24 protein-coding genes are annotated in these 22,165 nt (G+C 72.3%); 12 read left to right on the forward strand and 12 right to left on the reverse strand.

The genetic code is table 11. From position 1 onward, the window contains the following. Positions 1 to 112: 112 nt before the first annotated feature. On the reverse strand, positions 113 to 1,063 hold the full coding sequence (locus AC0666_RS02760) for a DeoR/GlpR family DNA-binding transcription regulator (protein ID WP_478706955.1): 951 nt from the start codon (positions 1,061 to 1,063) through the stop codon (positions 113 to 115). A gap of 176 nt (positions 1,064 to 1,239) precedes the next feature. Then, entirely contained in the window at positions 1,240 to 2,679 is a 1,440-nt protein-coding gene (locus AC0666_RS02765) for an NAD(P)H-quinone dehydrogenase (protein WP_478706956.1), read from the reverse strand. Positions 2,680 to 2,853: 174 nt separating this feature from the next. Between AC0666_RS02765 and AC0666_RS02770 the strand changes: the two genes are divergently transcribed. From AC0666_RS02770 to AC0666_RS02780, 3 genes are all read left to right on the forward strand, one after another. Further along, a complete protein-coding gene (locus tag AC0666_RS02770) occupies positions 2,854 to 3,291 on the forward strand; it encodes a gamma-glutamylcyclotransferase family protein (protein ID WP_053786320.1) in 438 nt (145 codons plus the stop codon). A 123-nt stretch (positions 3,292 to 3,414) separates the two neighbouring features. After that, positions 3,415 to 4,221: a purine-nucleoside phosphorylase gene (locus tag AC0666_RS02775; protein WP_356845206.1), complete on the forward strand. Its 807-nt coding sequence runs from the start codon at positions 3,415 to 3,417 to the stop codon at positions 4,219 to 4,221. Positions 4,222 to 4,259: 38 nt separating this feature from the next. After that, complete coding sequence (locus AC0666_RS02780; RefSeq protein WP_478706995.1) at positions 4,260 to 5,909, forward strand: phospho-sugar mutase; 1,650 nt, start codon at positions 4,260 to 4,262, stop codon at positions 5,907 to 5,909. Between the two features lie 537 nt (positions 5,910 to 6,446). Here the strand turns inward: AC0666_RS02780 and AC0666_RS02785 are convergent. Genes AC0666_RS02785 through afsQ1 form a run of 3 tightly spaced genes read right to left on the reverse strand, consistent with a single transcriptional unit; the run spans position 6,447 to position 9,236 of the window. Continuing rightward, on the reverse strand, positions 6,447 to 7,091 hold the full coding sequence (locus AC0666_RS02785) for a hypothetical protein (protein ID WP_468582435.1): 645 nt from the start codon (positions 7,089 to 7,091) through the stop codon (positions 6,447 to 6,449). Beyond that, positions 7,069 to 8,562: a sensor histidine kinase gene (locus tag AC0666_RS02790; protein WP_468963016.1), complete on the reverse strand. Its 1,494-nt coding sequence runs from the start codon at positions 8,560 to 8,562 to the stop codon at positions 7,069 to 7,071. The genes AC0666_RS02785 and AC0666_RS02790 overlap by 23 nt, the downstream gene beginning before the upstream one ends. Then, entirely contained in the window at positions 8,559 to 9,236 is a 678-nt protein-coding gene (afsQ1, locus tag AC0666_RS02795; RefSeq protein ID WP_180291024.1) for a two-component system response regulator AfsQ1, read from the reverse strand. The genes AC0666_RS02790 and afsQ1 overlap by 4 nt, the downstream gene beginning before the upstream one ends. A gap of 184 nt (positions 9,237 to 9,420) precedes the next feature. On the opposite strand from afsQ1, the gene AC0666_RS02800 reads away from it, so the two are divergent. Continuing rightward, positions 9,421 to 10,128: a SigE family RNA polymerase sigma factor gene (locus AC0666_RS02800; RefSeq protein WP_468963015.1), complete on the forward strand. Its 708-nt coding sequence runs from the start codon at positions 9,421 to 9,423 to the stop codon at positions 10,126 to 10,128. Positions 10,129 to 10,326: 198 nt separating this feature from the next. Here the strand turns inward: AC0666_RS02800 and AC0666_RS02805 are convergent, their stop codons facing one another. Next, a complete protein-coding gene (locus AC0666_RS02805) occupies positions 10,327 to 11,022 on the reverse strand; it encodes a uridine kinase family protein (RefSeq protein ID WP_478706996.1) in 696 nt (231 codons plus the stop codon). A 53-nt stretch (positions 11,023 to 11,075) separates the two neighbouring features. Here AC0666_RS02805 and AC0666_RS02810 point away from each other — a divergent pair, with 53 nt between their 5' ends. Further along, positions 11,076 to 11,435: a hypothetical protein gene (locus AC0666_RS02810; RefSeq protein ID WP_468963013.1), complete on the forward strand. Its 360-nt coding sequence runs from the start codon at positions 11,076 to 11,078 to the stop codon at positions 11,433 to 11,435. Between the two features lie 105 nt (positions 11,436 to 11,540). On the opposite strand, the gene AC0666_RS02815 is transcribed toward AC0666_RS02810, so the two are convergent. The 3 genes from AC0666_RS02815 to deoC are packed head-to-tail and all read right to left on the reverse strand — an operon-like array spanning position 11,541 to position 14,845. Further along, entirely contained in the window at positions 11,541 to 12,440 is a 900-nt protein-coding gene (locus AC0666_RS02815; protein WP_468582443.1) for an aldehyde dehydrogenase family protein, read from the reverse strand. Continuing rightward, the gene (locus tag AC0666_RS02820; RefSeq protein WP_468582445.1) at positions 12,433 to 13,875 is read right to left on the reverse strand and encodes an aldehyde dehydrogenase family protein; all 1,443 of its coding nucleotides are present in this window, start codon (positions 13,873 to 13,875) and stop codon (positions 12,433 to 12,435) included. Before AC0666_RS02820 ends, AC0666_RS02815 begins: the two co-directional genes overlap by 8 nt. Positions 13,876 to 13,882: 7 nt before the next feature. After that, positions 13,883 to 14,845: a deoxyribose-phosphate aldolase gene (gene deoC / locus AC0666_RS02825; protein ID WP_468963508.1), complete on the reverse strand. Its 963-nt coding sequence runs from the start codon at positions 14,843 to 14,845 to the stop codon at positions 13,883 to 13,885. A gap of 294 nt (positions 14,846 to 15,139) precedes the next feature. On the opposite strand from deoC, the gene AC0666_RS02830 reads away from it, so the two are divergent. From AC0666_RS02830 to AC0666_RS02850, 5 genes are all read left to right on the forward strand, one after another. Beyond that, entirely contained in the window at positions 15,140 to 15,865 is a 726-nt protein-coding gene (locus AC0666_RS02830; protein WP_468963011.1) for a hypothetical protein, read from the forward strand. 90 nt (positions 15,866 to 15,955) lie between these two features. Continuing rightward, the gene (locus AC0666_RS02835; RefSeq protein ID WP_468963010.1) at positions 15,956 to 16,594 is read left to right on the forward strand and encodes a class F sortase; all 639 of its coding nucleotides are present in this window, start codon (positions 15,956 to 15,958) and stop codon (positions 16,592 to 16,594) included. Positions 16,595 to 16,619: 25 nt separating this feature from the next. Next, a complete protein-coding gene (locus AC0666_RS02840) occupies positions 16,620 to 17,255 on the forward strand; it encodes a PH domain-containing protein (protein WP_468963008.1) in 636 nt (211 codons plus the stop codon). A 129-nt stretch (positions 17,256 to 17,384) separates the two neighbouring features. Continuing rightward, positions 17,385 to 17,963, forward strand: a complete 579-nt coding sequence (locus AC0666_RS02845; RefSeq protein ID WP_468963007.1) for a VanZ family protein — start codon at positions 17,385 to 17,387, stop codon at positions 17,961 to 17,963. 44 nt (positions 17,964 to 18,007) lie between these two features. Further along, on the forward strand, positions 18,008 to 18,208 hold the full coding sequence (locus AC0666_RS02850; RefSeq protein WP_356845188.1) for a PspC domain-containing protein: 201 nt from the start codon (positions 18,008 to 18,010) through the stop codon (positions 18,206 to 18,208). Here AC0666_RS02850 and AC0666_RS02855 read toward each other — a convergent pair whose 3' ends face one another. The 3 genes from AC0666_RS02855 to AC0666_RS02865 form a co-directional block, all read right to left on the reverse strand. Beyond that, the gene (locus AC0666_RS02855; RefSeq protein WP_468963005.1) at positions 18,209 to 18,964 is read right to left on the reverse strand and encodes a hypothetical protein; all 756 of its coding nucleotides are present in this window, start codon (positions 18,962 to 18,964) and stop codon (positions 18,209 to 18,211) included. 127 nt (positions 18,965 to 19,091) lie between these two features. Continuing rightward, the gene (locus tag AC0666_RS02860) at positions 19,092 to 19,370 is read right to left on the reverse strand and encodes a hypothetical protein (protein WP_468963003.1); all 279 of its coding nucleotides are present in this window, start codon (positions 19,368 to 19,370) and stop codon (positions 19,092 to 19,094) included. A 139-nt stretch (positions 19,371 to 19,509) separates the two neighbouring features. Next, positions 19,510 to 20,658 (reverse strand): adenosine deaminase, encoded by a 1,149-nt coding sequence (locus AC0666_RS02865; RefSeq protein ID WP_468963001.1) that lies wholly within the window; start codon positions 20,656 to 20,658, stop codon positions 19,510 to 19,512. A gap of 114 nt (positions 20,659 to 20,772) precedes the next feature. Here AC0666_RS02865 and AC0666_RS02870 point away from each other — a divergent pair, with 114 nt between their 5' ends. Next, positions 20,773 to 21,504, forward strand: a complete 732-nt coding sequence (locus AC0666_RS02870) for an alpha/beta hydrolase (protein WP_468962999.1) — start codon at positions 20,773 to 20,775, stop codon at positions 21,502 to 21,504. Positions 21,505 to 21,571: 67 nt separating this feature from the next. Beyond that, a complete protein-coding gene (locus AC0666_RS02875) occupies positions 21,572 to 21,943 on the forward strand; it encodes a cupin domain-containing protein (RefSeq protein ID WP_468582460.1) in 372 nt (123 codons plus the stop codon). The last annotated feature ends 222 nt before the right edge of the window (positions 21,944 to 22,165 follow it).

The raw sequence follows: 22,165 nt of genomic DNA on the forward strand, positions 1-22,165 counted from the left end.
CCGGGCACCACCGCCGGGCCAGCGGACTGGGCAGGCCGCGCCGGGCCACCGCCCGGTATGCCCCGCAGCAGCGGTCCAGCCGAGCACCGCCGCCCGGGGCCGGGCCCCCGGTTCAGCGGCGGCGGAGGTCGGCCAGGCGGGGGCGGTCCGTGGGGGGTTGGTCCAGTAGGGGGGCGGGCGCGCTGCGGAGTTGCGCCGTCGGGCCGCCGCGGCGTTGCACCGGCAGGGGCGACTCGCGGCGCGGGCGGCGCCCGACCATGCCGTCGCCACCGCCGGAGGCCACCGCTCCCGCCACCGTGATCTGCACGCCCTGGTCCGCCAGCGCCTGGAGCTCCGTCGCCGCCCGGTCGTCGTGGGCCGGCGGCTCGTCCGTGACCAGCCGCGTCATCACGTCCGTCGGCACGGTCTGGAACATGGTGTCGGTGCCGAGCTTCGTGTGGTCGGCCAGCACCACCACCTCCGCGGCGGCCTGCACCAGCGCCCGGTCCACGCTCGCGCTGAGCATGTTGGACGTGGACAGCCCGCGCTCGGCGGTCAGACCGCTCCCGGAGAGGAAGGCCCGCGAGACCCGCAGCCCCTGCAGGGACTGCTCGGCCCCGCTGCCGACCAGCGCGTAGTTGGAGCCCCGCAGGGTTCCGCCCGTCATGACGACCTCCACCCGGTTGGCGTGGGCCAGCGCCTGCGCGACCAGGAGGGAGTTCGTGACGACGGTCAGTCCGGGCACCCGGGCGAGCCGGCGGGCCAGCTCCTGGGTCGTGGTGCCCGCGCCGACGACGACGGCCTCGCCTTCTTCGACGAGGCCGGCCGCGACATCGGCGATGGCGGTCTTCTCCGCCGTCGCGAGATGGGACTTTTGCGGAAACCCGGACTCCCGCGTGAAACCGCCCGGCAAGACCGCACCGCCGTGTCGGCGGTCGAGGAGTCCTTCTGCCTCCAGTGCCCGCACGTCCCGCCGTACGGTCACTTCGGAGGTCTGGACGACGCGGGCGAGCTCCCGGAGCGATACCGCTCCGTTGGCCCGCACCATTTCGAGAATCAATTGGCGACGTTCTGCAGCGAACACGAAACTGACAGTAACCCGGGCGACCGTCTGCTTTCAGCTCCTTGCACCGGAATACCGAAGTTGTCCATAAGGCGGGGTGAGTAGTGGTATACGCGGCCGGTCGGCCAGGTGAACACCGGCCCGCGCACCCCGCACCCCGCCCCAACTCCCCTTGTGGGAGGCGGGCGTTGCCGCCCCTACGCCTCGCCGCCCGCCTTCCGCGTGTGCAACTGCCGCGCCACCTCGGCGATCGATCCGGACAGCGAGGGGTACACGGTGAACGCGTTTGCGATCTGCTCGACCGTCAGGTTGTTGTCGACGGCGATCGAGATGGGGTGGATGAGCTCGCTGGCGCGCGGCGACACGACCACGCCGCCCACCACGATGCCCGTTCCCGGGCGGCAGAACAGCTTCACGAAGCCGTCCCGGATGCCCTGCATCTTGGCGCGCGGGTTGCGCAGCAGCGGGAGCTTCACCACCCGGGCGTCGATCTTGCCCGCGTCCACGTCGGCCTGCGTGTAGCCGACGGTGGCGATCTCGGGGTCGGTGAAGACGTTCGAGGAGACCGTCTTCAGGTTCAGCGGGGCCACCGCGTCACCGAGGAAGTGGTACATCGCGATGCGCCCCTGCATGGCGGCGACGGACGCGAGCGCGAACACCCCGGTGACGTCGCCGGCCGCGTACACGCCCGGCGCCGAGGTGCGGGAGACCTTGTCGGTCCAGATGTGGCCGGAGTCCTTGAGGCGGACCCCGGACTCCTCCAGGTTCATGCCATGGGTGTTGGGCACCGCGCCGACCGCCATCAGGCAGTGCGTACCACCGATGACCCGGCCGTCGGAGAGGGTGACCTCGACGCGGTCGCCCACCCGCTTGGCGGACTCGGCGCGGGAGCGTCCGATCACGTTCATGCCGCGGCGGCGGAAGACGTCCTCCAGGACGGCGGCGGCGTCCGGGTCCTCTCCGGGCAGCACGCGGTCGCGGGAGGACACCAGCGTGACCCGGGACCCGAGCGCCTGGTAGGCACCGGCGAACTCGGCACCGGTGACACCGGAGCCGACCACGATCAGCTCCTCGGGGAGCTCCTCCAGGTCGTAGACCTGCGTCCAGTTCAGGATGCGCTCCCCGTCGGGCATCGCGTCCGGGATCTCGCGCGGGTGGCCGCCGGTCGCGATCAGCACGGCGTCGGCGGTGAGGACGGTCTCGGTGCCGTCGGCGGCGGTGACGATGACGTCGCGCGTGCCGTCGATGCCCTGCGGGCCGCCGAGCTTGCCGCGGCCGCGGATGACCCGCGCGCCGGCCCGGGTGACCGAGGCGGTGATGTCGTGCGACTGGGCGAGGGCGAGGCGCTTGACGCGCCGGTTCACCTTGCCGAGGTCGACGCCCACGACCCGCGCGGCCTGCTCCAGGGGCGGGGTGTCGTCGGCGACGACGATGCCGAGCTCCTCGTACGACGAGTCGAAGGTCGTCATGACCTCGGCGGTCGCGATGAGTGTCTTGGAGGGTACGCAGTCGGTGAGGACCGAGGCGCCACCGAGGCCGTCGCAGTCGACGAGGGTCACCTCCGCGCCGAGCTGGGCCCCTACCAGGGCCGCCTCATACCCGCCGGGTCCGCCGCCGATGATCACGATCCGGGTCACGAAAACTCCGCCTCACGTCTACCCGGCCGGCTGCCGCCCCGGCCGGGGCTTCCGGGGGGTGTCCCCGGGGGATGCATTCCGTGCTCCATTGTCCCGCACGCTTCAAGGTGCTTCTCCCCCGGTCCGGCCATCCGGGCACGCCGTCATCGCCACCCCTCCCGTACCCTCGACGTCATGTCGCTCTACGCCGCGTACGCCGGCAACCTCGACCCGCGGCTGATGACGCGCCGCGCCCCGCATTCGCCGCTGCGCGGCACGGGCTGGATCAACGACTGGCGGCTGACCTTCGGCGGCGAGCAGATGGGCTGGGAGGGGGCCCTCGCGACGATCGTCGAGGCCCCGCGCCACCAGGTCTTCGTCGCCCTGTACGACATCGCGCCGCTGGACGAGGACTCGATGGACCGGTGGGAGGGCGTCGGCCTCGACATCTACCGCCGGATGCGGATCCGCGTCCACACCCTCGACGGCGAAGAGGCCGCGTGGTGCTACGTGCTGAACGGCTACGAGGGCGGCCTCCCCTCGGCGCGCTACCTCGGCGAGATCGCGGACGCGGCCGAGTCGGCGGGCGCGCCGCACGACTACGTGATGGAGCTCCGCAAGCGCCCCTGCTGAGGCCTGCCAGACGCCCCACCCGGCCCATCCGGGACGTTTCGGCGGAAACGACAAGGCAACGATCCGAACACCGTGAGCTGCGCCATCTACGCGCGTAGGCTCAGAGCGGTTACGCTCGTCAGCGTGAACGCATCTGTTACCGACCCCTTCGCCGACGCCGCCGCCGCGGCCGCCCGCCTGCGTGAGCTGACCGGCGCCGAGACCCACGATGTCGCCCTCGTCATGGGCTCCGGCTGGGCCCCCGCCGCGGAGGCGCTCGGCGCCCCCGAGGCCGAGTTCCCCGTCACCGAGCTGCCCGGCTTCCCGCCCCCCGCCGTCGAGGGCCACGGCGGCAAGATCCGCTCGTACAAGATCGGCGACAAGCGCGCGCTGCTCTTCCTCGGCCGGACCCACTACTACGAGGGCCGCGGCGTCGCCGCCGTCGCCCACGGTGTGCGTACCGCCGTCGCCGCCGGCTGCAAGACCGTCGTGCTGACCAACGGCTGCGGCGGTCTGCGCGAGGGCATGAAGCCCGGCCAGCCGGTCCTGATCAGCGACCACCTGAACCTGACGGCCGCCTCGCCGATCATCGGCGCGAACTTCGTGGACCTGACGGACCTGTACTCGCCGAAGCTCCGCGCCATGTGCAAGGAGATCGACCCCACCCTCGAAGAGGGCGTCTACGTCCAGTTCCCCGGCCCGCACTACGAGACCCCGGCCGAGATCAACATGATCCGCGTCATGGGCGCCGACCTGGTCGGCATGTCCACCGTGCTGGAGGCCATCGCCGCCCGTGAGGCCGGCGCCGAGGTGCTCGGCATCTCCCTGGTCACCAATCTGGCGGCGGGTCTGTCCGGCGAGCCGCTGAACCACGAAGAGGTGCTGCAGGCCGGCCGTGACTCGGCCGCCCGCATGGGCACGCTGCTGACCCAGGTTCTCGCCCGTATCTGAGCGACCGTACGAGAGGTAAGGCGGAAGTAGTGCAGGAAGTGCAGGACGACCTGATCGCACGGGCCCAGGCCTGGCTGGCCGAGGACCCGGACCCGGAGACGGCGCAGGAGCTGGCCGCGCTCATCGAGGCCGGTGACACGGCCGCCCTCGCGGACCGCTTCTCCGGCACCCTCCAGTTCGGCACCGCCGGACTGCGCGGCGAGATCGGCGCGGGTCCGATGCGGATGAACCGCTCGGTGGTCATCCGGGCGGCGGCGGGCCTCGCGGCCTACCTGAAGGCCCAGGGCCACGCCGGCGGCCTGGTCGTCGTCGGCTACGACGCGCGGTACAAGTCGGCGGACTTCGCCCGCGACACCGCCGCCGTGATGACCGGCGCCGGGCTCCGTGCGGCCGTCCTGCCCCGGCCCCTGCCGACGCCCGTCCTCGCGTACGCCATACGGCACCTGGGGGCCGTCGCCGGCGTCGAGGTGACCGCGAGCCACAACCCGCCCCGGGACAACGGCTACAAGGTCTACCTCGGCGACGGCTCGCAGATCGTGTCCCCCGCGGACGTGGAGATCGCGGCCGAGATCGCCCGCGTGACGACCCTCGCGTCCGTACCGCGGCCGGAGTCCGGCTGGGAGCAGCTCGGCGACGAGGCCCTGGAGGCCTACCTGGCCCGTACGGACGCCGTGCTGACCCCCGGCTCCGCCCGGGGCGTGCGGACCGTCTACACGGCCATGCACGGCGTGGGCAAGGACGTCGTCCTGGCCGCCTTCGCCCGGCACGGCTTCCCGGAGCCGGTGCTGGTCGCCGAGCAGGCCGAGCCCGACCCGGCCTTCCCGACGGTGGCCTTCCCGAACCCGGAGGAGCCGGGTGCGATGGACCTGGCCTTCGCCAAGGCCGCCGAGGTGGGTCCGGACGTCGTGATCGCGAACGACCCGGACGCGGACCGCTGCGCGGTGGCCGTCCCCGACGAAGCGGCGCCGGGCGGCTGGCGGATGCTGCGGGGCGACGAGGTCGGCGCGCTGCTGGCCGCCCACCTCGTGCACAAGGGCGCCCGGGGCGTCTTCGCCGAGTCCATCGTCTCGTCCTCCCTCCTGGGCCGGATCGCGCAGGCCGCGGGCCTCGGGTACGAGGAGACCCTCACCGGCTTCAAGTGGATCGCCCGGGTGGAGGGCCTGCGCTACGGGTACGAGGAGGCGCTCGGCTACTGCGTGGACCCGGAGGGCGTCCGGGACAAGGACGGCATCACCGCGGCCCTGCTGGTGGCGGAGCTGGCGTCGGAGCTCAAGGAGCAGGGCCGGACCCTGACCGACCTGCTGGACGACCTGGCGGTCGAGCACGGCCTGCACGCCACGGACCAGCTGTCGGTGCGCGTCTCGGACCTGTCGGTCATCGCCTCGGCGATGGCGCAGCTGCGGGCGCAGCCGCCGGTGGCCCTGGCGGGCCTGCGGGTGTCCTCGGCGGAGGACCTGACGCGGGGGACGCCGTCCCTGCCGCCGACGGACGGCCTGCGCTACTACCTGGACGGTGACCACAAGGCCCGGGTGATCGTGCGGCCGTCGGGTACGGAGCCGAAGCTGAAGTGCTACCTGGAGGTCGTGGTGCCGGTCGCGGACGCCGCGGACCTGGCGGCGGCCCGCACCCGCGGCCAGGAGGTCCTGGACGCGATCAAGAAGGACCTCGCGGCAGCAGCCGGCATCTGACGCTCCGCGCGTCACGGCTCCGCGCCGCCGCACCGGACTCCGTCCGCCGGTGCGGCGGCAGCGGGGCCCGTCCCGTCCGACGGGCCCCGCTGCCACCCGACCCCCCGAGACCCGTCTCGGGGGGCCGCTGCCGTCTCCGCCCACGGCTGCCGCGTACAGACCCCCCGGTCCGGACCGACCCCGGGAGCAGGAACCGGCCGGGCGGCGGTAGGAACCTGCGAGAAGAGGGGGCACCCCGGCGGCGTTGAACAGCAGCGGCCCCCACAAACCCGCACCCGCCCACGGGCCCCCTCTTCTCGACCACCGACCGGCCCCTGTCCCGCTGCCGGGGCCGGTCCGGGTCACCGGCTGGTGCCCCCGCCCCCCTTCGCCTTCACGCTCCCGCCTCGGGGCCGGTCCCCGGCAAACGACCGGGTCGCGCCGGGGCCGGCGCCTACGGACTCCCCGGTCCGGACCGGCCCCGGGAGCGGGAGCGGCCCGGTCGGCGGTAGGAACCTGCGAGAAGAGGGCACCCCGGCGGCCTTGGAAAGACGGCCCTCAGGACGGGGACGCCGACGGGGAGGTGCCCGGGCGGACCACGTCGCCCAGCGTGGCGACCGATTCCGGGCGGGAGCGGACCGCCTCGGTGCACTCCCACGCCCGCGGCGGATCCGCGTCCGGGCCGCCCAGCACGACCGGCCCCGGACCCGCCGAGACGGCCTCGCTCTCCGCCAGCGTGCACACGATCTGCGACAACGCCACCGGCGGCAGGTCCTCCGGCTTGCGGCTGAGCCGGATGGTGCCCGCCGGGTCACCGGTCCGCGCCGGGGCGACCGCCAGGCCGTCCGGGACCCCGGTCGAGAAGCCCGCGTCCCGCTCCTCCGCCGACGGCTCGCGTTCCAGCACCTCCAGCAGCGCCTGCGCCGCCAGCGACGCCGGGTCCCGGGTGGTCTTCTTCTCCGGTATCGGCACCACCCGCTCCACGCCCACCAGCTGCGAGCCGCACACCAGTTCAATCGTCGCCCGGAAGCCCTGGACGCCGTTCTGCTCGACCGGGACGTCGCACGACACCCGTGACGGCGCCGCCCCGACGTCCACCGGCACCGTCGTCGCCCGGATCCCGCAGGCCGACGTCGCAGCCGCCGTCAGCAGCACCACCAACACCGCGCCCGGCAGGGCCCTACGCGTCCGTGCCCGCGTCACCGGCGATCACCTTCCCCACGTCCACCGGCAGCCGCAGCGTGAACAGCGCGCCGCCCTCCGCAGCATTGGCGGCGGTGATGTCCCCGCCGTGGATGTGCGCGTTCTCCATGGCGATCGACAGGCCGAGCCCGCTGCCGTCCGACTTCGGCCGGGAGGCGCTGGCCTTGTAGAACCGGTCGAAGACGTGCGGCAGCACCTCCTGCGGGATGCCCGGCCCGTTGTCCTTGACCGCGATCACCAGCCACTCGTCCTCCACCCGCACCGACACCCGCACCGGCGAACCGCCGTGCTTGAGGGCGTTCCCGATCAGGTTGGCGAGGATGACGTCGAGCCGCCGCGGGTCCAGCCGCGCCACGATGCCCCGGTCGGCGTCCAGTTCGACCGCGTCGAGCCAGGCCCGCGCGTCGATGCACGCCGTGACCTGGTCGGCGACGTCCACGTCGTCCAGCACCAGCCGCGCCGTCCCCGCGTCGAAGCGGGTGACCTCCATCAGGTTCTCCACCAGGTCGTTGAGCCGCCGGGTCTCGCTGACCACCAGCCCGACCGCCGGTGCGATCATCGGGTCGAGGTCCTCGACCTCCTCCTCCAGCACCTCGGCGACCGCCGTCAGCGCCGTCAGCGGCGTGCGCAGCTCGTGCGACATGTCGGCGACGAAGCGCCGGCTCGCCTCCTCGCGCGCACTCATGTCGGCGACCTTCTTCTCCAGCGCCTCCGCCGTCTTGTTGAACGTGCGTGACAGGTCCGCGAGTTCGTCCGTCCCCGACACGTCCAGCCGGTGGTCCAGCTCCCCCTCGCCGAGCCGGCGCGCCGCGTCCCCCAGCCGCTGTACGGGCTTGAGCACGGTCCGTGCGGCGGCCTGTGCCAGCAGCGCCGAGCCGAGCAGGGCGAGCCCCGTGGCGATGGTCAGCGACCAGCCCAGCGCGTTGAGGTCGTCCCGTTCCTGGGCGAGGGACTTGTACATGTAGCCGGTCGGCCCGCCGCCCACGATGCGCGTGCCGCCCACCAGGTACGGATTGCCGCGCGGCTTCGTGCGCTGCCAGTACATGTGGTACTCGGCGTCGTTCGCCGCCGTGGTCTTCTGCCGGTCGTTCACCGCGTGCTGGAGGGACGCGGGTACGTCGTCCAGCCCGAAGGAGTCGGGCCCGGCCGCGCCGAACACCTTGCGGCGGTCCTTGCGCTCGTGCACCAGCAGCACGCTGTACCCGGGGCTGCTGCCGGCCATCAGCTCGGCGGTGCGCTGCAGCTCCTCGGCCGTCGGGTCGGCGGGCAGCGCCGCGGCCCGGTTCTGCATCTCCTGCCGGAAGTCGCCGAGGGCCGCGTCCTGGGTCCGGGTCAACACCGCCTCGCGGTTGAGCCAGTACGCGATGCCCGAGGCGGAGACCGCGGCCGTCAGGGCGACGAGCGCGAACACGACGAGGAGGCGCAGCCGCAGGCTGGTCCAGCGCCGGCCCGCGAACGGGGGTGCGGTCACTGCGGTGAGTCCAGGCGGTAGCCGACTCCGCGGACGGTCCGGATCAGGGTCGGCGAGGAGGGCACTTCCTCCACCTTGGCGCGCAGCCGCTGCACGCAGGCGTCCACGAGCCGGGAGTCGCCGAGGTAGTCGTGCTCCCACACGAGTCGCAGCAGCTGCTGGCGGGAGAGCGCCTGTCCGGGCCGGCGGCTGAGCTCCAGCAGCAGCCGCAGCTCCGTCGGAGTGAGCTGGAGGTCCTCGCCGTTCTTCGTCACGGTCATCGCCGCCCTGTCGATGACCAGGGACCCGAAGACGGCGGAGTCGCTGGCCTCCCGCTCGCCGCGGCGCAGCACGGCGCGGATGCGTGCGTCGAGCACCCGGCCCTGGACGGGCTTGACGACGTAGTCGTCGGCGCCGGACTCCAGTCCGACGACGACATCGATGTCGTCACTGCGGGCGGTGAGCAGGATGATCGGCAACTGGTCGGTTCGGCGGATCCGCCGGCACACCTCGAAGCCGTCGATCCCGGGCAGCATGACGTCGAGCACGATCAGGTCCGGCCGCTGCTCGCGCAGCAGCTTCAGACCGTCCTCGCCCGTCGCCGCGGTGGCCACACGGTGGCCCTGGCGGGACAGGGAGAGTTCGAGGGCCGTGCGGATGGCGTCGTCGTCCTCGATCAGCAACAGGAAAGGCACGGGCTCATTCTGTCCCATCGGCGGTTGGGAGTTCGACCGTCGGGCGCGACTGATCTCGGCGCGGCCGCTGTGACAGGCCTGTGACAGTCGGCGGACACCCCGGTTAAGTCGGCCGGGCAGGCTTCTGTCAACGAAACAGGGACCCAGCAGGATCCGAAGCAGACTCCACGACGGGGGGCGCGAGATGAACACGCTGCACAGCACCAGCACCAGCGCGGTTGTCACGCGGCTGCACGATGTGAACCGCCGGGCGGGTGTCCGTACGGCGACGGTCGCCCGTCCGCGGCCGGCGCACACGGTGGCCATCGACGCGAACACGTACCGCACGCCCTCCTCGGCTCCGGCACCGGCCCCGTCGCCGTCCTCCACCTCGGAGGCGGAGTTCACGGCCTACGTCCAGGAGCGCCGGGCGGCCCTCTACGCGACGGCCTTCCACCTGACCGGTGACCGCTACGAGGCCGAGGACCTGCTGCAGAGCGCGCTGTTCTCGACGTACCGGGCGTGGGACCGGATCAGCGACAAGGCGGCCGTCGGCGGGTACCTGCGGCGGACGATGACGAACCTGCACATCAGCGCGTGGCGCCGGCGCAAGCTGAACGAGTACCCGACGGAGGAGCTGCCGGAGACGGCCACCGACACGGACGCGATGCGGGGTACGGAACTGCGCGCGGTGCTGTGGCAGGCGCTGGCCCGCATCCCGGAGCCGCAGCGCACGATGCTGGTCCTGCGCTACTACGAGGGCCGTACGGACCCGGAGATCGCGGAGATCCTCGGCATCAGCGTCGGCACCGTGAAGTCCAGCATCTGGCGCTCGCTGCGGCGCCTGCGGGACGACGAGGTGCTGAGCTTCGGCCGCGACGAGGCGGAATCCTTCGAGGAGCTCGTCGCCTGACGGAGCCACAGGGGACCACGGGCCGCAGGGCCCACACAGACCACCGGCCAGGGGGGCCGCCCTTCGGGGGTGGGGCGGGGGCCACGGGGGGAGAAGGCGGGATCGAGCGGCCGGGGGTCCGCACGGTCCCGCCTTTTCGTCATGCCCGGGCGCAGGCGCAGGCCGCAGACGCAGGCGCCGTGGTGCGCGACGCGGCGGTTACACGGTCGCGGCGGCGGTCCGGTGGCGGCCGGCTGCGGCTGCCGCCAGACGGCCCAGGGCTTCGTCACTGCCGCAGGCGTACGCGCCGAGGGCGATGTGGCGGGCCACGATGCTCCGCTCGGCCCGCATCAGCCGGTAGCCCCGACGCAGCAGGAAGAGCACCGACTTGCGGCCCTCGCGCAGATCGCGGGCGAGGCGGCGCCGGAATGTCGTCGACGGGCGGCCCCGCAGGCAGATCGCATCGGCCAGTAGTCCGAGTTCCTGGCAGCGGGCCGCGATGTCCGCCGCGAAGATGCCCTCCGCGATGAACAGGGGGGTGCGGGCGATGTCCAGCGTCTCGGTGCCCGTGCGCGCGGAGGTGGCGATGTCGTACACCGGCACCTCGGTACGTCCCGTCCGGCACAGCTCCGCGACCGCCGCCACGGCGACGTCCGCGTCCCAGGACAGCGGGGAGTCCCAGTCGATGTCGGAGCTTCCCTCGACCACCGGCAGGGTCGGGTCGTCGCCCTCCTTGTAGAAGTCGTCCAGGCGCAGCACCGGAAGCCCGGACCGGGCCGCGAGCGAGGACTTGCCGGATCCCGAAGGTCCGGTCAGCAGCACGACACGCGTAGGCAGAGGAGAGCTCACGGGACACCAGTGTGAAGCATTACCCCGCGTAGGGGATCCTCCCGGTGACCGGTTGGTATCCAGGATCACACCTCAACTACGCTGCGTGCGCACGCGACTACGACCACAGGCGGGAAACCATGGCACGTCACGCAGCCCCCCAGCGCTCCACAGGCTCCACGCTGCGCACCGCAGGCCTCACCCTCTCGATGGCCGGCGCGGCCCTCGCGATGGCCGCGAGCGGCGCCCAGGCGGGCGAGCTCTCGGTGCCGGCGGCCCTCGCCGGGGTCACCGACCCGATCGCGAACCTCAAGGTGAACCCGCTGGCCCACACCGGAGTGGATCCCCTGGACAACGGCATCGGCACCAAGGTCGCGGACTTCCCCGCGCTCGGCACCGGCATGGTCACGGGCACCCTGACCCAGGGCCCCTCGGTCGGCGAACTGCCCCAGGCCGCCGCGTCCTCACTGCTCGGGCCACTGCTCCCCGGCGCGAAGTAGCCGGCGGAAAGGGGAAAACGGAGAACGTAAAGCGGAAGACGGGGAACGAGCGAACGGCCCCGGCAGCGCTGGACGCTGCCGGGGCCGGTTCTTCGCGCGGCCCGTCTAGTACGACGAGCCCGACGCGCCCAGCGAACCCGTGGGGTGCCAGACGGTCTTGGTCTCCAGGAAGGCCGTCATCCGCGCCGTGCCCGGGTCGGCGCTCCAGTCGTCCACAGGCTGTGGACGCAGGACGCGCTTGAGGTTGTCCGCCGCCGCGATCTCCAGCTCCTTCGCGAGCGCCGGGTCGGCACCCGCCAGGTCGATCGCGTTGACGTCCTGGTGGGCCGCCAGGTGCGGACCCATCTCGGCGGCCTTGCCGGACAGGATGTTGACCACGCCGCCCGGCAGGTCGGACGTGGCCAGCACCTCACCGAGGGAGAGGGCCGGCAGGGGCGCCTTCTCGCCGGCGATGACGACCGCGGTGTTGCCGGTGGCGATCACCGGGGCGATGACGGAGATCAGGCCCAGGAAGGACGAGTCCTGCGGAGCGACGACGGCGACGACACCGGTCGGCTCCGGGGTGGACAGGTTGAAGAAGGGTCCCGCGACCGGGTTGGCCCCGCCCGCGATCTGGGCGATCTTGTCGGTCCAGCCCGCGTACCAGACCCAGCGGTCGATGGCCGCGTCGACGACCGCCGCCGCCTTGGACTTGGACAGGCCCTCGGCCTCGCCCACCTCGCGGACGAACTGGTCCCGGCGGCCCTCCAGCATCTCGGCGATGCGGTAGAGGATCTGCCCGCGGTTGTAGGCGGTCGCGCCCGCCCAGCCGCCGAAGGCCTTGCGGGCCGCGACGACCGCGTCACGGGCGTCCTTGCGGGAGGCGAGGGGGGCGTTGGCCAGCCACCTGCCCTTGGAGTCGCTCACCTCGTACACCCGGCCGCTCTCGGAACGCGGGAACTTCCCGCCCACGTACAGCTTGTAGGTCTTGAAGACGGAAAGACGCGTGGTCGTCGACTCAGACATCGAGGTAAGCCTCCAGGCCGTGGCGCCCGCCCTCGCGGCCGAAGCCGGACTCCTTGTAGCCGCCGAAGGGCGAGGTCGGGTCGAACTTGTTGAACGTGTTGGCCCACACCACGCCGGCGCGGAGCTTGTTCGCGACCGCGAGGATGCGCGAGCCCTTCTCGGTCCAGATGCCGGCGGACAGGCCGTACTGGCTGTTGTTGGCCTTGGCGACGGCCTCGTCGGGCGTGCGGAAGGTCAGCACGGACAGCACCGGGCCGAAGATCTCGTCGCGGGCGACGGTGTGCGCCTGGGTGACGTTCGTGAAGAGCGTCGGGGCGAACCAGTAGCCGGCGGACGGCAGCTCGCACGCCGGGGACCAGCGCTCGGCTCCCTCGGCCTCACCGGTGTCGGCGAGCGCGGTGATCCGGGCCAGCTGCTCGGCGGAGTTGATCGCGCCGATGTCGGTGTTCTTGTCCAGCGGGTCGCCGAGGCGCAGCGTGGACAGGCGCCGCTTGAGGGAGTCGAGCAGCTCGTCGTGGATCGACTCCTGGACCAGCAGGCGCGAGCCCGCGCAGCAGACCTGGCCCTGGTTGAAGAAGATGCCGTTGACGATGCCCTCGACGGCCTGGTCGATGGGGGCGTCGTCGAAGACGATATTGGCGCCCTTGCCGCCCAGCTCCAGGGTGACCTTCTTGTCGGTGCCGGCGATCTGGCGGGCGATGGCCTTGCCGACCGCGGTCGAGCCGGTGAAGGCGACCTTGTTGACGTCGGGGTGCTCGACGAGGGCCGCGCCCGCGTCCCCGTAGCCCGTGAGGATGTTGACGACACCCCTGGGCAGGCCGGCCTGGCGGCAGATGTCCGCGAAGAACAGGGCGGACAGCGGGGTGGTCTCCGCGGGCTTGAGGACGACGGTGTTGCCGGTCGCGAGCGCCGGGGCGATCTTCCACGCCAGCATCAGCAGCGGGAAGTTCCACGGGATGACCTGGCCGGCGACGCCGAGCGGACGCGGGTTCGCACCGTAGCCCGCGTGGTCGAGCTTGTCGGCCCAGCCCGCGTAGTAGAAGAAGTGCGCGGCGACGAGCGGGAGGTCCGCGTCGCGGGTCTCCTTGATCGGCTTGCCGTTGTCCAGGGTCTCCAGGACGGCCAGCTCGCGGCTGCGCTCCTGGATGATCCGGGCGATGCGGAAGAGGTACTTGGCGCGCTCGGAGCCCGGCAGCGCGGACCACTTCTCGAAGGCCTTGCGGGCGGCCCTGACGGCGCGGTCCACGTCGGCGGCGCCGGCCTGGGCGACCTCGGAGAGGACTTCCTCGGACGACGGCGAGACGGTCTTGAAGACCCTGCCGTCGGCGGCGTCGGTGAACTCACCGTCGATGAAGAGGCCGTAGGAGGGGGCGATGTCGACGACCGAGCGGGACTCGGGAGCCGGCGCGTACTCGAAGGGGGAAGGCTTGTTCATGATGGTCTCAGTCCACCGTCACGTAGTCGGGACCGGAGTAACGCCCGGTGCTCAGCTTCTGGCGCTGCATGAGCAGGTCGTTCAGCAGGCTGGAGGCGCCGAAGCGGAACCACTCGTTGGTCAGCCAGTCCGCGCCCACGGTCTCGTTGACCAGGACCAGGAACTTGATGGCGTCCTTGGTGGTCCGGATGCCGCCGGCCGGCTTCACGCCGATCTGGATTCCAGTCTGCTCCTTGAAGTCGCGGACGGCTTCGAGCATCAGCAGGGTGTTGGCGGGGGTGGCGTTGACCCCGACCTTGCCGGTGGAGGTCTTGATGAAGTCGGCACCCGCGAGCATGCCGATCCAGGAGGCGCGGCGGATGTTGTCGTAGGTCGACAGCTCGCCGGTCTCGAAGATGACCTTCAGCCGGGCGGCGCTGCCGTCCTCGCGGACACACGCCTCCTTGATGGCCTTGATCAGCTCGTACGTCTCCAGGTAGCGGCCGGCGAGGAAGGCGCCACGGTCGATGACCATGTCGATCTCGTCGGCGCCGGCGGCGACGGCGTCCCGGGTGTCCGCGAGCTTGACGGGCAGCGCGGCGCGGCCGGCCGGGAAGGCGGTCGCGACGGACGCCACCTTCACGTCGGCGCCGTTCAGGGCGGCCTTGGCGGTGGCCACCATGTCCGGGTAGACGCAGACCGCGGCGGTCATGGGGGTCGTACGGTCGGTCGGGTCGGGGATGACGGCCTTGGCGGCGAGGGCCCGCACCTTGCCCGGGGTGTCCGCACCCTCAAGCGTGGTCAGGTCGATCATCGAGATGGCCAGGTCAATGGCGTACGCCTTGGCCGTGGTCTTGATCGAACGGGTACCGAGCGCGGCCGCGCGGGCCTCCAGGCCGACGGCGTCTACGCCGGGCAGCCCGTGCAGGAAGCGGCGCAGCGCACTGTCGGACGTCGTCACGTCAGCGAATGCGGTGAGGGTGGTGGGCATGGTCACCAGATGAGCATATCTACGCGCGTAGCGACCTGTCACCCCCTGCCCGTGCACATCTGTGCGGGGCGGGCGACATCCGGGCGGGGCAAGGGGCCTGCTGCGGCCTCGCCTGCGGACCGCTGACCTCCGCTTTTCCTGTTACACGGCGAAGACAGGAACCCCATGATCCAGTCGAACAAGATCCGTAAATTTCTCTTCAGCAGCCCGCCAGACCTCACCGGATGAAAGCCCGACAGAGAAAACGCGGCATGCGACTCTCCCCCTATCCGCGACACAGCTTCAGGAGTCGTTATGCGTTCCGCCCTCCGCACCTCGATCGTCACCGCCGCCCTCGCCGGGGCCCTGCTCACGCCGGCTGCGACCGCGCTCGCCGCGCCCGCCCCGCAGGCCGCCACCCCGGTGTCTGCGGTGACCACGGTCTCCGCGGGCGCGGCGGACAAGGGCCGCTTCGACGGCGAGCTCCACCTCGTCGACAAGCACGTGCTCGCGGTGCTGCGCAACGAGTCCGAGGGCCCCGAGGTCTGGCTCCGCGCCTCCTCCGAGGACTGGAAGCCGGCCGACGGCTGGGCGGGCCGCGTGCTGGCGAAGCTGGACCTCTCCCACCGCCGCGCGGTGATCGAGGGCACCGAGTACACGCTCACCGACGCGGGCCGCTACGGGCTCAACGTCCACCGGAAGGGCGAGGGCGCTTCGGACTTCTACCTGCTGCCGGAGGCCACGGCGACCACCGCGCCGACCACCAAGCCGTCGGCCAAGCCCTCGACCGAGCCCTCCGCCAAGCCCTCCGCGCAGCCGACCGCCAAGACCCCCGTCAAGCCGGCCGCCGACGTGAAGCCGCAGACGGGCGCGCAGACCGTGGTCGTCCCCCAGGGCGCGGTCGCCGCCGGCGCGGACTTCGCCGCCGAGGACACCGACAACAGCACCACTCTGGCCGCCGGCGCCGGTCTCGTCGCGATCCTCGCCGCGCTCGGTGCGGCCCTGATGGTCCGCTCCCGCCGCGCCCGCAACGGCGCCTGAGCAACACCTGCCCCTGCGCACGACTCCCGTTCCCCCTTCCGGCGGGCCGCCTCCACGGCGGCCCGCCGGGCCCGTTTCCCGGAGCGCCCCATGGCCCGTCCCGTCCGCCCCCTGCTCGCCGCCGCCCTGCTCGGTCCGCTCGCCCTCGCCGCCCTGACCGGCTGCGGCGGCGCCCCCGCCGCGCCCACACCCCCGCCGCACATCGCCGACCCCGCCGCCGCGCCCGCACGGGCCACCGCCCCGCCCGCCCCGACGCCGGCCGCGCCGGTCGCCCCGCTGCCCGCCGCGGAGCCGGTACGGGTACGGATCCCCGCGGCCGGGGTGGACACGGGCCCGCTGCTGAAGCTGGGCCTGGCCGCCGACGGCACCGTCGAGGTGCCCCCCGCCGCGGACGGGGACCGGATCGGCTGGTACACGCAGGCCGTCACGCCGGGCGAGACCGGGCCGGCCGTGCTGATCGGGCACTTCGACACCGTGCGCGGCCCGGCCGTCCTGCGCAACGTCTCGAAGATCCACGCCGGTGACGAGATCACCGTCAGCCGGGCGGACGGGCGCGCCGCGGTCTTCCGGGTGCGCGAGCTGGAACAGGTCGACAAGAAGAGCTTCCCGACCGCCAAGGTGTACGGGAACACCGCCCGCCCGGAGCTGAGGCTGATCACCTGCGGCGGGGAGCTCACCGCAGGCCACCGCCCCGACAACATCATCGTGTACGCCGATCTCGTGGGCTGAGACGGCGTGAGGCACAATCGGGCGCATGAGCAGCCAGCAGCCCGCCGACGAGCCCGTGTACGACGACCGGGTCTACCGCTCTCCCATGGCCATCGTCACCGGAGCGCTGCTGCTCGCACTGATCGCGTGGCTGTGCGGGGACGCGGTGGTACGGGGGTCGGGCAACACCCCGTGGTTCGCCCTGGCCATCGCGCTGTTCCTGGTCCCGCTGACGGTGGCGTTCACCATCCGCCCGGCGGTCTTCGCCAACGACGACCGGATGCGCGTACGGAACCCGTTCCGGGTGATCGAGCTGCCCTGGGCTGCGGTGGACGCCGTGCGCGCCGGGTACTCCGCGGAGGTGCTGGCCGAGGGGGCGAAGTACCAGCTCTGGTCGGTTCCCGTCTCGCTGCGCGAGCGCAAGAAGGCCAGCAGGCAGCAGTTCAGCCGCCGCGGCGGGCTCACCGGCAAGGGGCTGGCCGCGCCCGAGCAGCCCGGCGCGGCCGCCGAGCCGCAGCGCGCCCACGCCGACCGGGTGGTGGACGAGCTGCGCGAGCTGGCCGAGCGCGGCGCCTCCCGTGCGGGAGCGCAGGGCAGCGTGAGCGTGCACTGGTCGTACGAGATCATTGCGCCCGCCGTGGCGGGCGCAGTGCTGCTGATCGTGCTCTACGCGACCCGCTGAACCCGCAGTGCGGTCACCGTGCGTGAGAGCACGGGTACGGGTGGCGGAGTGCGGCGCCGCCGCCGTTTTTTCGGGCGGTCACCCGAACCGACCGGAACCGCGGCCACCGGGAGCTGCGTCCTTGCAGGTGTGCAGCGTCAAGAGGTCGGCCACCGAGCCGCCACCGCCATACACCTCCGGCTCCGGCTCCTGGGCGGGGCCCTGCTGGTCGCTCATCTCGTCCTCGTCGGATGGCTCACTCTGCGTCCGCTCGACGTGCCCTGGGCGGCAGCCGCCAATCTGACCCCGCTGGAGGGGATCAGGGCGGACCTCGCCTACGGGCCGCTGGAGGCCGCCCGGCGGATCGGGGAGGCGCTGGCTCTGCTCGCCCCGCTCGGGGTGCTCCTGCCCCTGGTCAGCGGAACGCTGGCGCCCTCGCCGCTGGCCGCGTGGTCCTCGCTGGGGCGGACCACCGCCGCGGGCGTGCTGGTCTCGCTCAGCATCGAGATGATGCAGAGCGGCGTGGCCGGCCAGGTCGTCGACGTTGACTCGGTGCTGCTGAACACGGTCGGGGTGGTGCTGGCGCACGTGGCCGTCGTACCGGTCCTGCGGGCGCGGCTGCGGCGGTCGCTGCACGCACGGAAGTCTCAGGGATCCACCCCGAGAATTACCAGGGTCGGACTCGGCCCTTGGACCGAGGTACTGTCCGCGGTTCCACGGGAGTATTGAGGCATCGCGGGAAAAGGTCCCGCGATGGCCCCAGAGGAGAATCCATGAGCGCCCTTGTTCGCCCCCGTGACGGCCGCTGGATCGGCGGCGTCTGCGCCGGACTGGCGCGGCGATTCGGTATTTCCGCGAACACGATGAGGCTCATCTTCGTCGTCTCGTGTCTGCTGCCCGGCCCGCAGTTCCTGATCTACCTGGCGCTGTGGGTGCTGCTGCCGAACGAGAAGTCCGCTTCCACCGCGTGGTGATCAGCGCGCGGCGCGCACCTTTTCCAGCTGCTTGTCCGCCACCTCGTGCGGAACCTGCGCCTTCTGCCGGCCGGCGGCCACGTTGAGGGCCATCAGCCGCACGATGGTGGAGCCCTGGCGCACGACGACCAGGTGGACCTCCGCGGAGACGCCCTGGGCGGCCGCGGTCGTAGTCCAGCTGACGCTCTCGTCGCCGGACGTCCGGTATTCGGCGGGCCGCACCTCGCGGTAGCTGCCGCTCTGTTTCTCGATGGTGGCGGTGAAGCCCCTACCGCACGCGGCTACCGCGTCCTTGAGGCGGGCGATCAGCGCCCTGGCGTCGCGCTCGGCGTAGGAGCTGACGGAGGCGGAGACGGCGAGTCCGACCTGCTTCTGCGAGCCGACGCCCCGGTTGACGGTCTCCTGCGCCGCCGGGTCCGGCTTGTCGCCCATGATGTCGGCCAGCGGCTGACAGGCCTTGCGGTCGGCCTGCGGCTGGCCGTCGGGGGCGTTGGGGTTCTTGCCCTGCGCCGAGATCTGGTAGCCGGGCACGTCGCCCTGCTCCAGCGCGGACCGCTCCAGCTTGCTCGCGGCGGCCTTGGGCGCGGCCGAACCCGCGGGGGAGGCCGACGAGGAGCTCACGGGGGCGGAGTCCTTGGGGTCCGGTGCCTTGTCGGGCGCAGTGGCGCCCTTGCCGCAGCCCACGGCTCCCAGGAGGAGGGCGGGCAGCAGTGCGGCGGCGGTCGCCGTGACCGTGGCGCGTGCCTTCAGGCGCATGACCGATGACCTCTCTCCCCCGCCGTCGGCGGGCGGTTGACGGCGATCGTGGCACACGGCACGACGTGGCACACACCCGATCGAACCGGCGTGCGCCACGCGTGCCCGCGTACGAATCCGGCGCGGATCAGCCGCCGAGGGCACCACCGACGGGCAGGCCGCCGAGGGTGGGGCCGATCGCGTTGGCGAGCTCACCGATCGGCGCAGCCGGGTCGCTGGACTGCCGGCCTTCCCCGGAGCTCACCTGCTGCTGGCTCGTGAGCCCCTGCGCGGCACCGGTGACCGTACCCAGCGCGTCGGAGAGCCCGATGGCGGGGACAGCGGCGGATGCGGTGCCGGCGGCGACGGCGGCGAAGGCGGCGCCGAGGGCGGCGACACCGAGAGTCTTGGCAGCTGACTTCTTCATGAAGATTAGTCCTTGCGAAGGGGAACTGATCGGCTCCGCAAACTAGTCACTTCAAACCCCCGCCCGCAAACATCTGTAAATACGAGAAAGCGTCCGGGAATTGTGCTTCCCGGACGCTTTCCGTCTGTTACGCCGTGGCCTAGGCCGATACGGAACCGCTGGTCGAAGCGGTCTGCCGGAACAGCCACTCCGACTTCAGCTCGGCATAGCCCGGCTTGATCACGTCGTTGATCATGGCCAGTCGTTCATCGAAAGGAATGAACGCGGACTTCATCGCATTGACGGTGAACCACTGCATGTCGTCGAGCGTGTAGCCGAAGGTGCTGACGAGGTGCTCGAACTCGCGGCTCATGCTGGTGCCGCTCATCAGGCGGTTGTCGGTGTTGACCGTCAGCCGGAAGTGCAGCTTGCGGAGCAGGCCGATGGGGTGCTCCGCGTAGGAGACGGCCGCTCCGGTCTGCAGGTTCGAGGTGGGGCACATCTCCAGGGGGATGCGCTTGTCCCGGACGTACGAGGCCAGGCGGCCCAGCGTCACCGAGCCGTCCGCGGCGACCTCGATGTCGTCGATGATCTTCACACCGTGGCCCAGACGGTCGGCGCCGCACCACTGGAGGGCCTGCCAGATCGACGGCAGGCCGAAGGCCTCGCCCGCGTGGATGGTGAAGTGGTTGTTCTCGCGCTTGAGGTACTCGAACGCGTCCAGGTGGCGGGTGGGAGGGAACCCGGCCTCGGCGCCGGCGATGTCGAAGCCGACCACGCCGTTGTCGCGGTAGCGGTTGGCGAGCTCCGCGATCTCCAGGGCGCGGGCGGCATGGCGCATCGCGGTGAGGAGGGCACCGACGCGGATCCGGTGGCCGTTGGCCTTCGCGCGGCGCTCGCCCTCGCGGAAGCCCTCGTTCACGGCCTCGACGACCTCTTCGAGGGTCAGGCCGGCTTCGAGGTGCTGCTCGGGGGCGTAGCGGATCTCCGCGTACACCACGCCGTCCTCGGCCAGGTCCTCGGCGCACTCGGCGGCGACGCGGAACAGCGCGGCCTTCGTCTGCATGACGGCGCAGGTGTGCGCGAACGTCTCCAGGTAGCGCGGCAGGGAGCCGGAGTCGGCGGCCTCGCGGAACCAGATGCCGAGCTTGTCGGCGTCGGTCTCGGGCAGGTTCTCGTAGCCGGCTTCGCGGGCCAGCTCGATGATGGTCCCGGGGCGCAGTCCACCGTCGAGGTGGTCGTGGAGCAGCACCTTCGGGGAGCGGCGGATCTGATCCGGGGTGGGCAGGTTGGAGGTCTCGCTCGTCATCTGCGCACTCTAACTCCTACGCGCGTAGAGCACCGCGTCGGCGGCGGGGGTCGATATGTAACAGAGACCGTACGGACGGGTGGCGTACACCTGTCAGTCTGAGACTGTTCCGCCATGGCACAGCATGCGCCGCCGACGCGCGGGGCCCGCCTGGGGCGGGTGGCCCGCGTGAACGGCTCGGTCTCGACGGACATCACGGTCAACGGGGCGGTCCTGCTGCTCCCCGGCGCGTCCAGATGGCCCCCCGGCCCGCTGCGCGGCCTCGCGCGGGCCCTGGCCCGGGCGGGCCGGGCCCAAGGCCTGGTCACGCACTCCGTCCTCCACGGCCGCGGGGCCGACCGCGTGGAGGACGCCCGGTGGGCGGCGGACGAGGTGGTGCGCAGGTACGGGGACGTACCGGTGTGCCTCGCCGGCTACGACGCGGGCGGCCGGGCGGCGCTGCGGGCGGCGGGCCACGACGCCGTCAACTCGGTTCTGGCGCTCGCCCCTTCGCTGGACGGGGTGCCGCCGGACGGCTCGCCCGAACCGGTCAGGCAGCTCTCGGGGCGGCAGGTGCTGATCGTGCACGGGACGAACGACGCGCACAGCGACCCCGAGGCGTCGTTTCGGCTGGCGGCGCAGGCGAAGAAGGCGAACCGGGCGACGTGCCGGTTCGAGGTGCACTCCGACGGGCACCGGTTACGGGAGCACCAGGCGGAAGTCGTGGCGCTGGCCGTGGACTTCGTGCTCGGTGCGATGGTGACGGGGCGGTACTCGCGGCCGGTCACCGATGCGCTGGCGGCTCCTCCCCCGCTGGGTCTGCGGATGCCGCTGGCCTCCGGTTTCGGGCGTTCGCTGAGGGGATGAGGGGTGGGGGCCCCGAGCGTAAGGTGAGGAGTGGACTCGGGGAGCGCTCTTTCCGGGAGGTACTGCCATGGCGCCGATGGTGCGCAGGAGCTTCGACAGCGCCGACGAGACCCGTCCGTTCACCGACGGCAAGGGCCGGCTGGACCTGATCCAGGCGGACGGCGGACCCGTGGGCCGCGCCGTGTTCGAGCCGGGCTGGCGCTGGTCGGAGCACATCAAGCCGCTGGCCGGGACGGACAGCTGCCAGTCCGCCCACACCGGGTACGTGGTGAGCGGGCGGATGCACGTCGTCATGGACGACGGGGCGGCCGAGGACTACGGCCCCGGTGACTTCATGCAGATCTCGCCCGGGCACGACGCGTGGGTCGTGGGGGACGAGCCGTGCGTGGCCGTGGACTGGACCGGCTTCGGGGACTACGCGAAGGCCGCGGGCGCCTAGGGAAGTACCGCCGCCCGGGCGGGGCGTGCCCACCCGGGCCCCGCGGAGTGCCGAGTACGGCGCCGTGCCGGGCGCGGGGGTGGTCGCGGGCGTGCCGGGCGCGGCGGTGGTCGCGCCGGTCCGTCCGTGCCTGCCGCTCCGCCCCCTCGTGGTCGGACGGCATCGATGGACCGGCGTGACCACCACGGCGTGCGCCTGTCCGGCCGGGCGCTCCCCCGGTTA

This window comes from Streptomyces sp. NPDC043680, assembly GCF_056436685.1.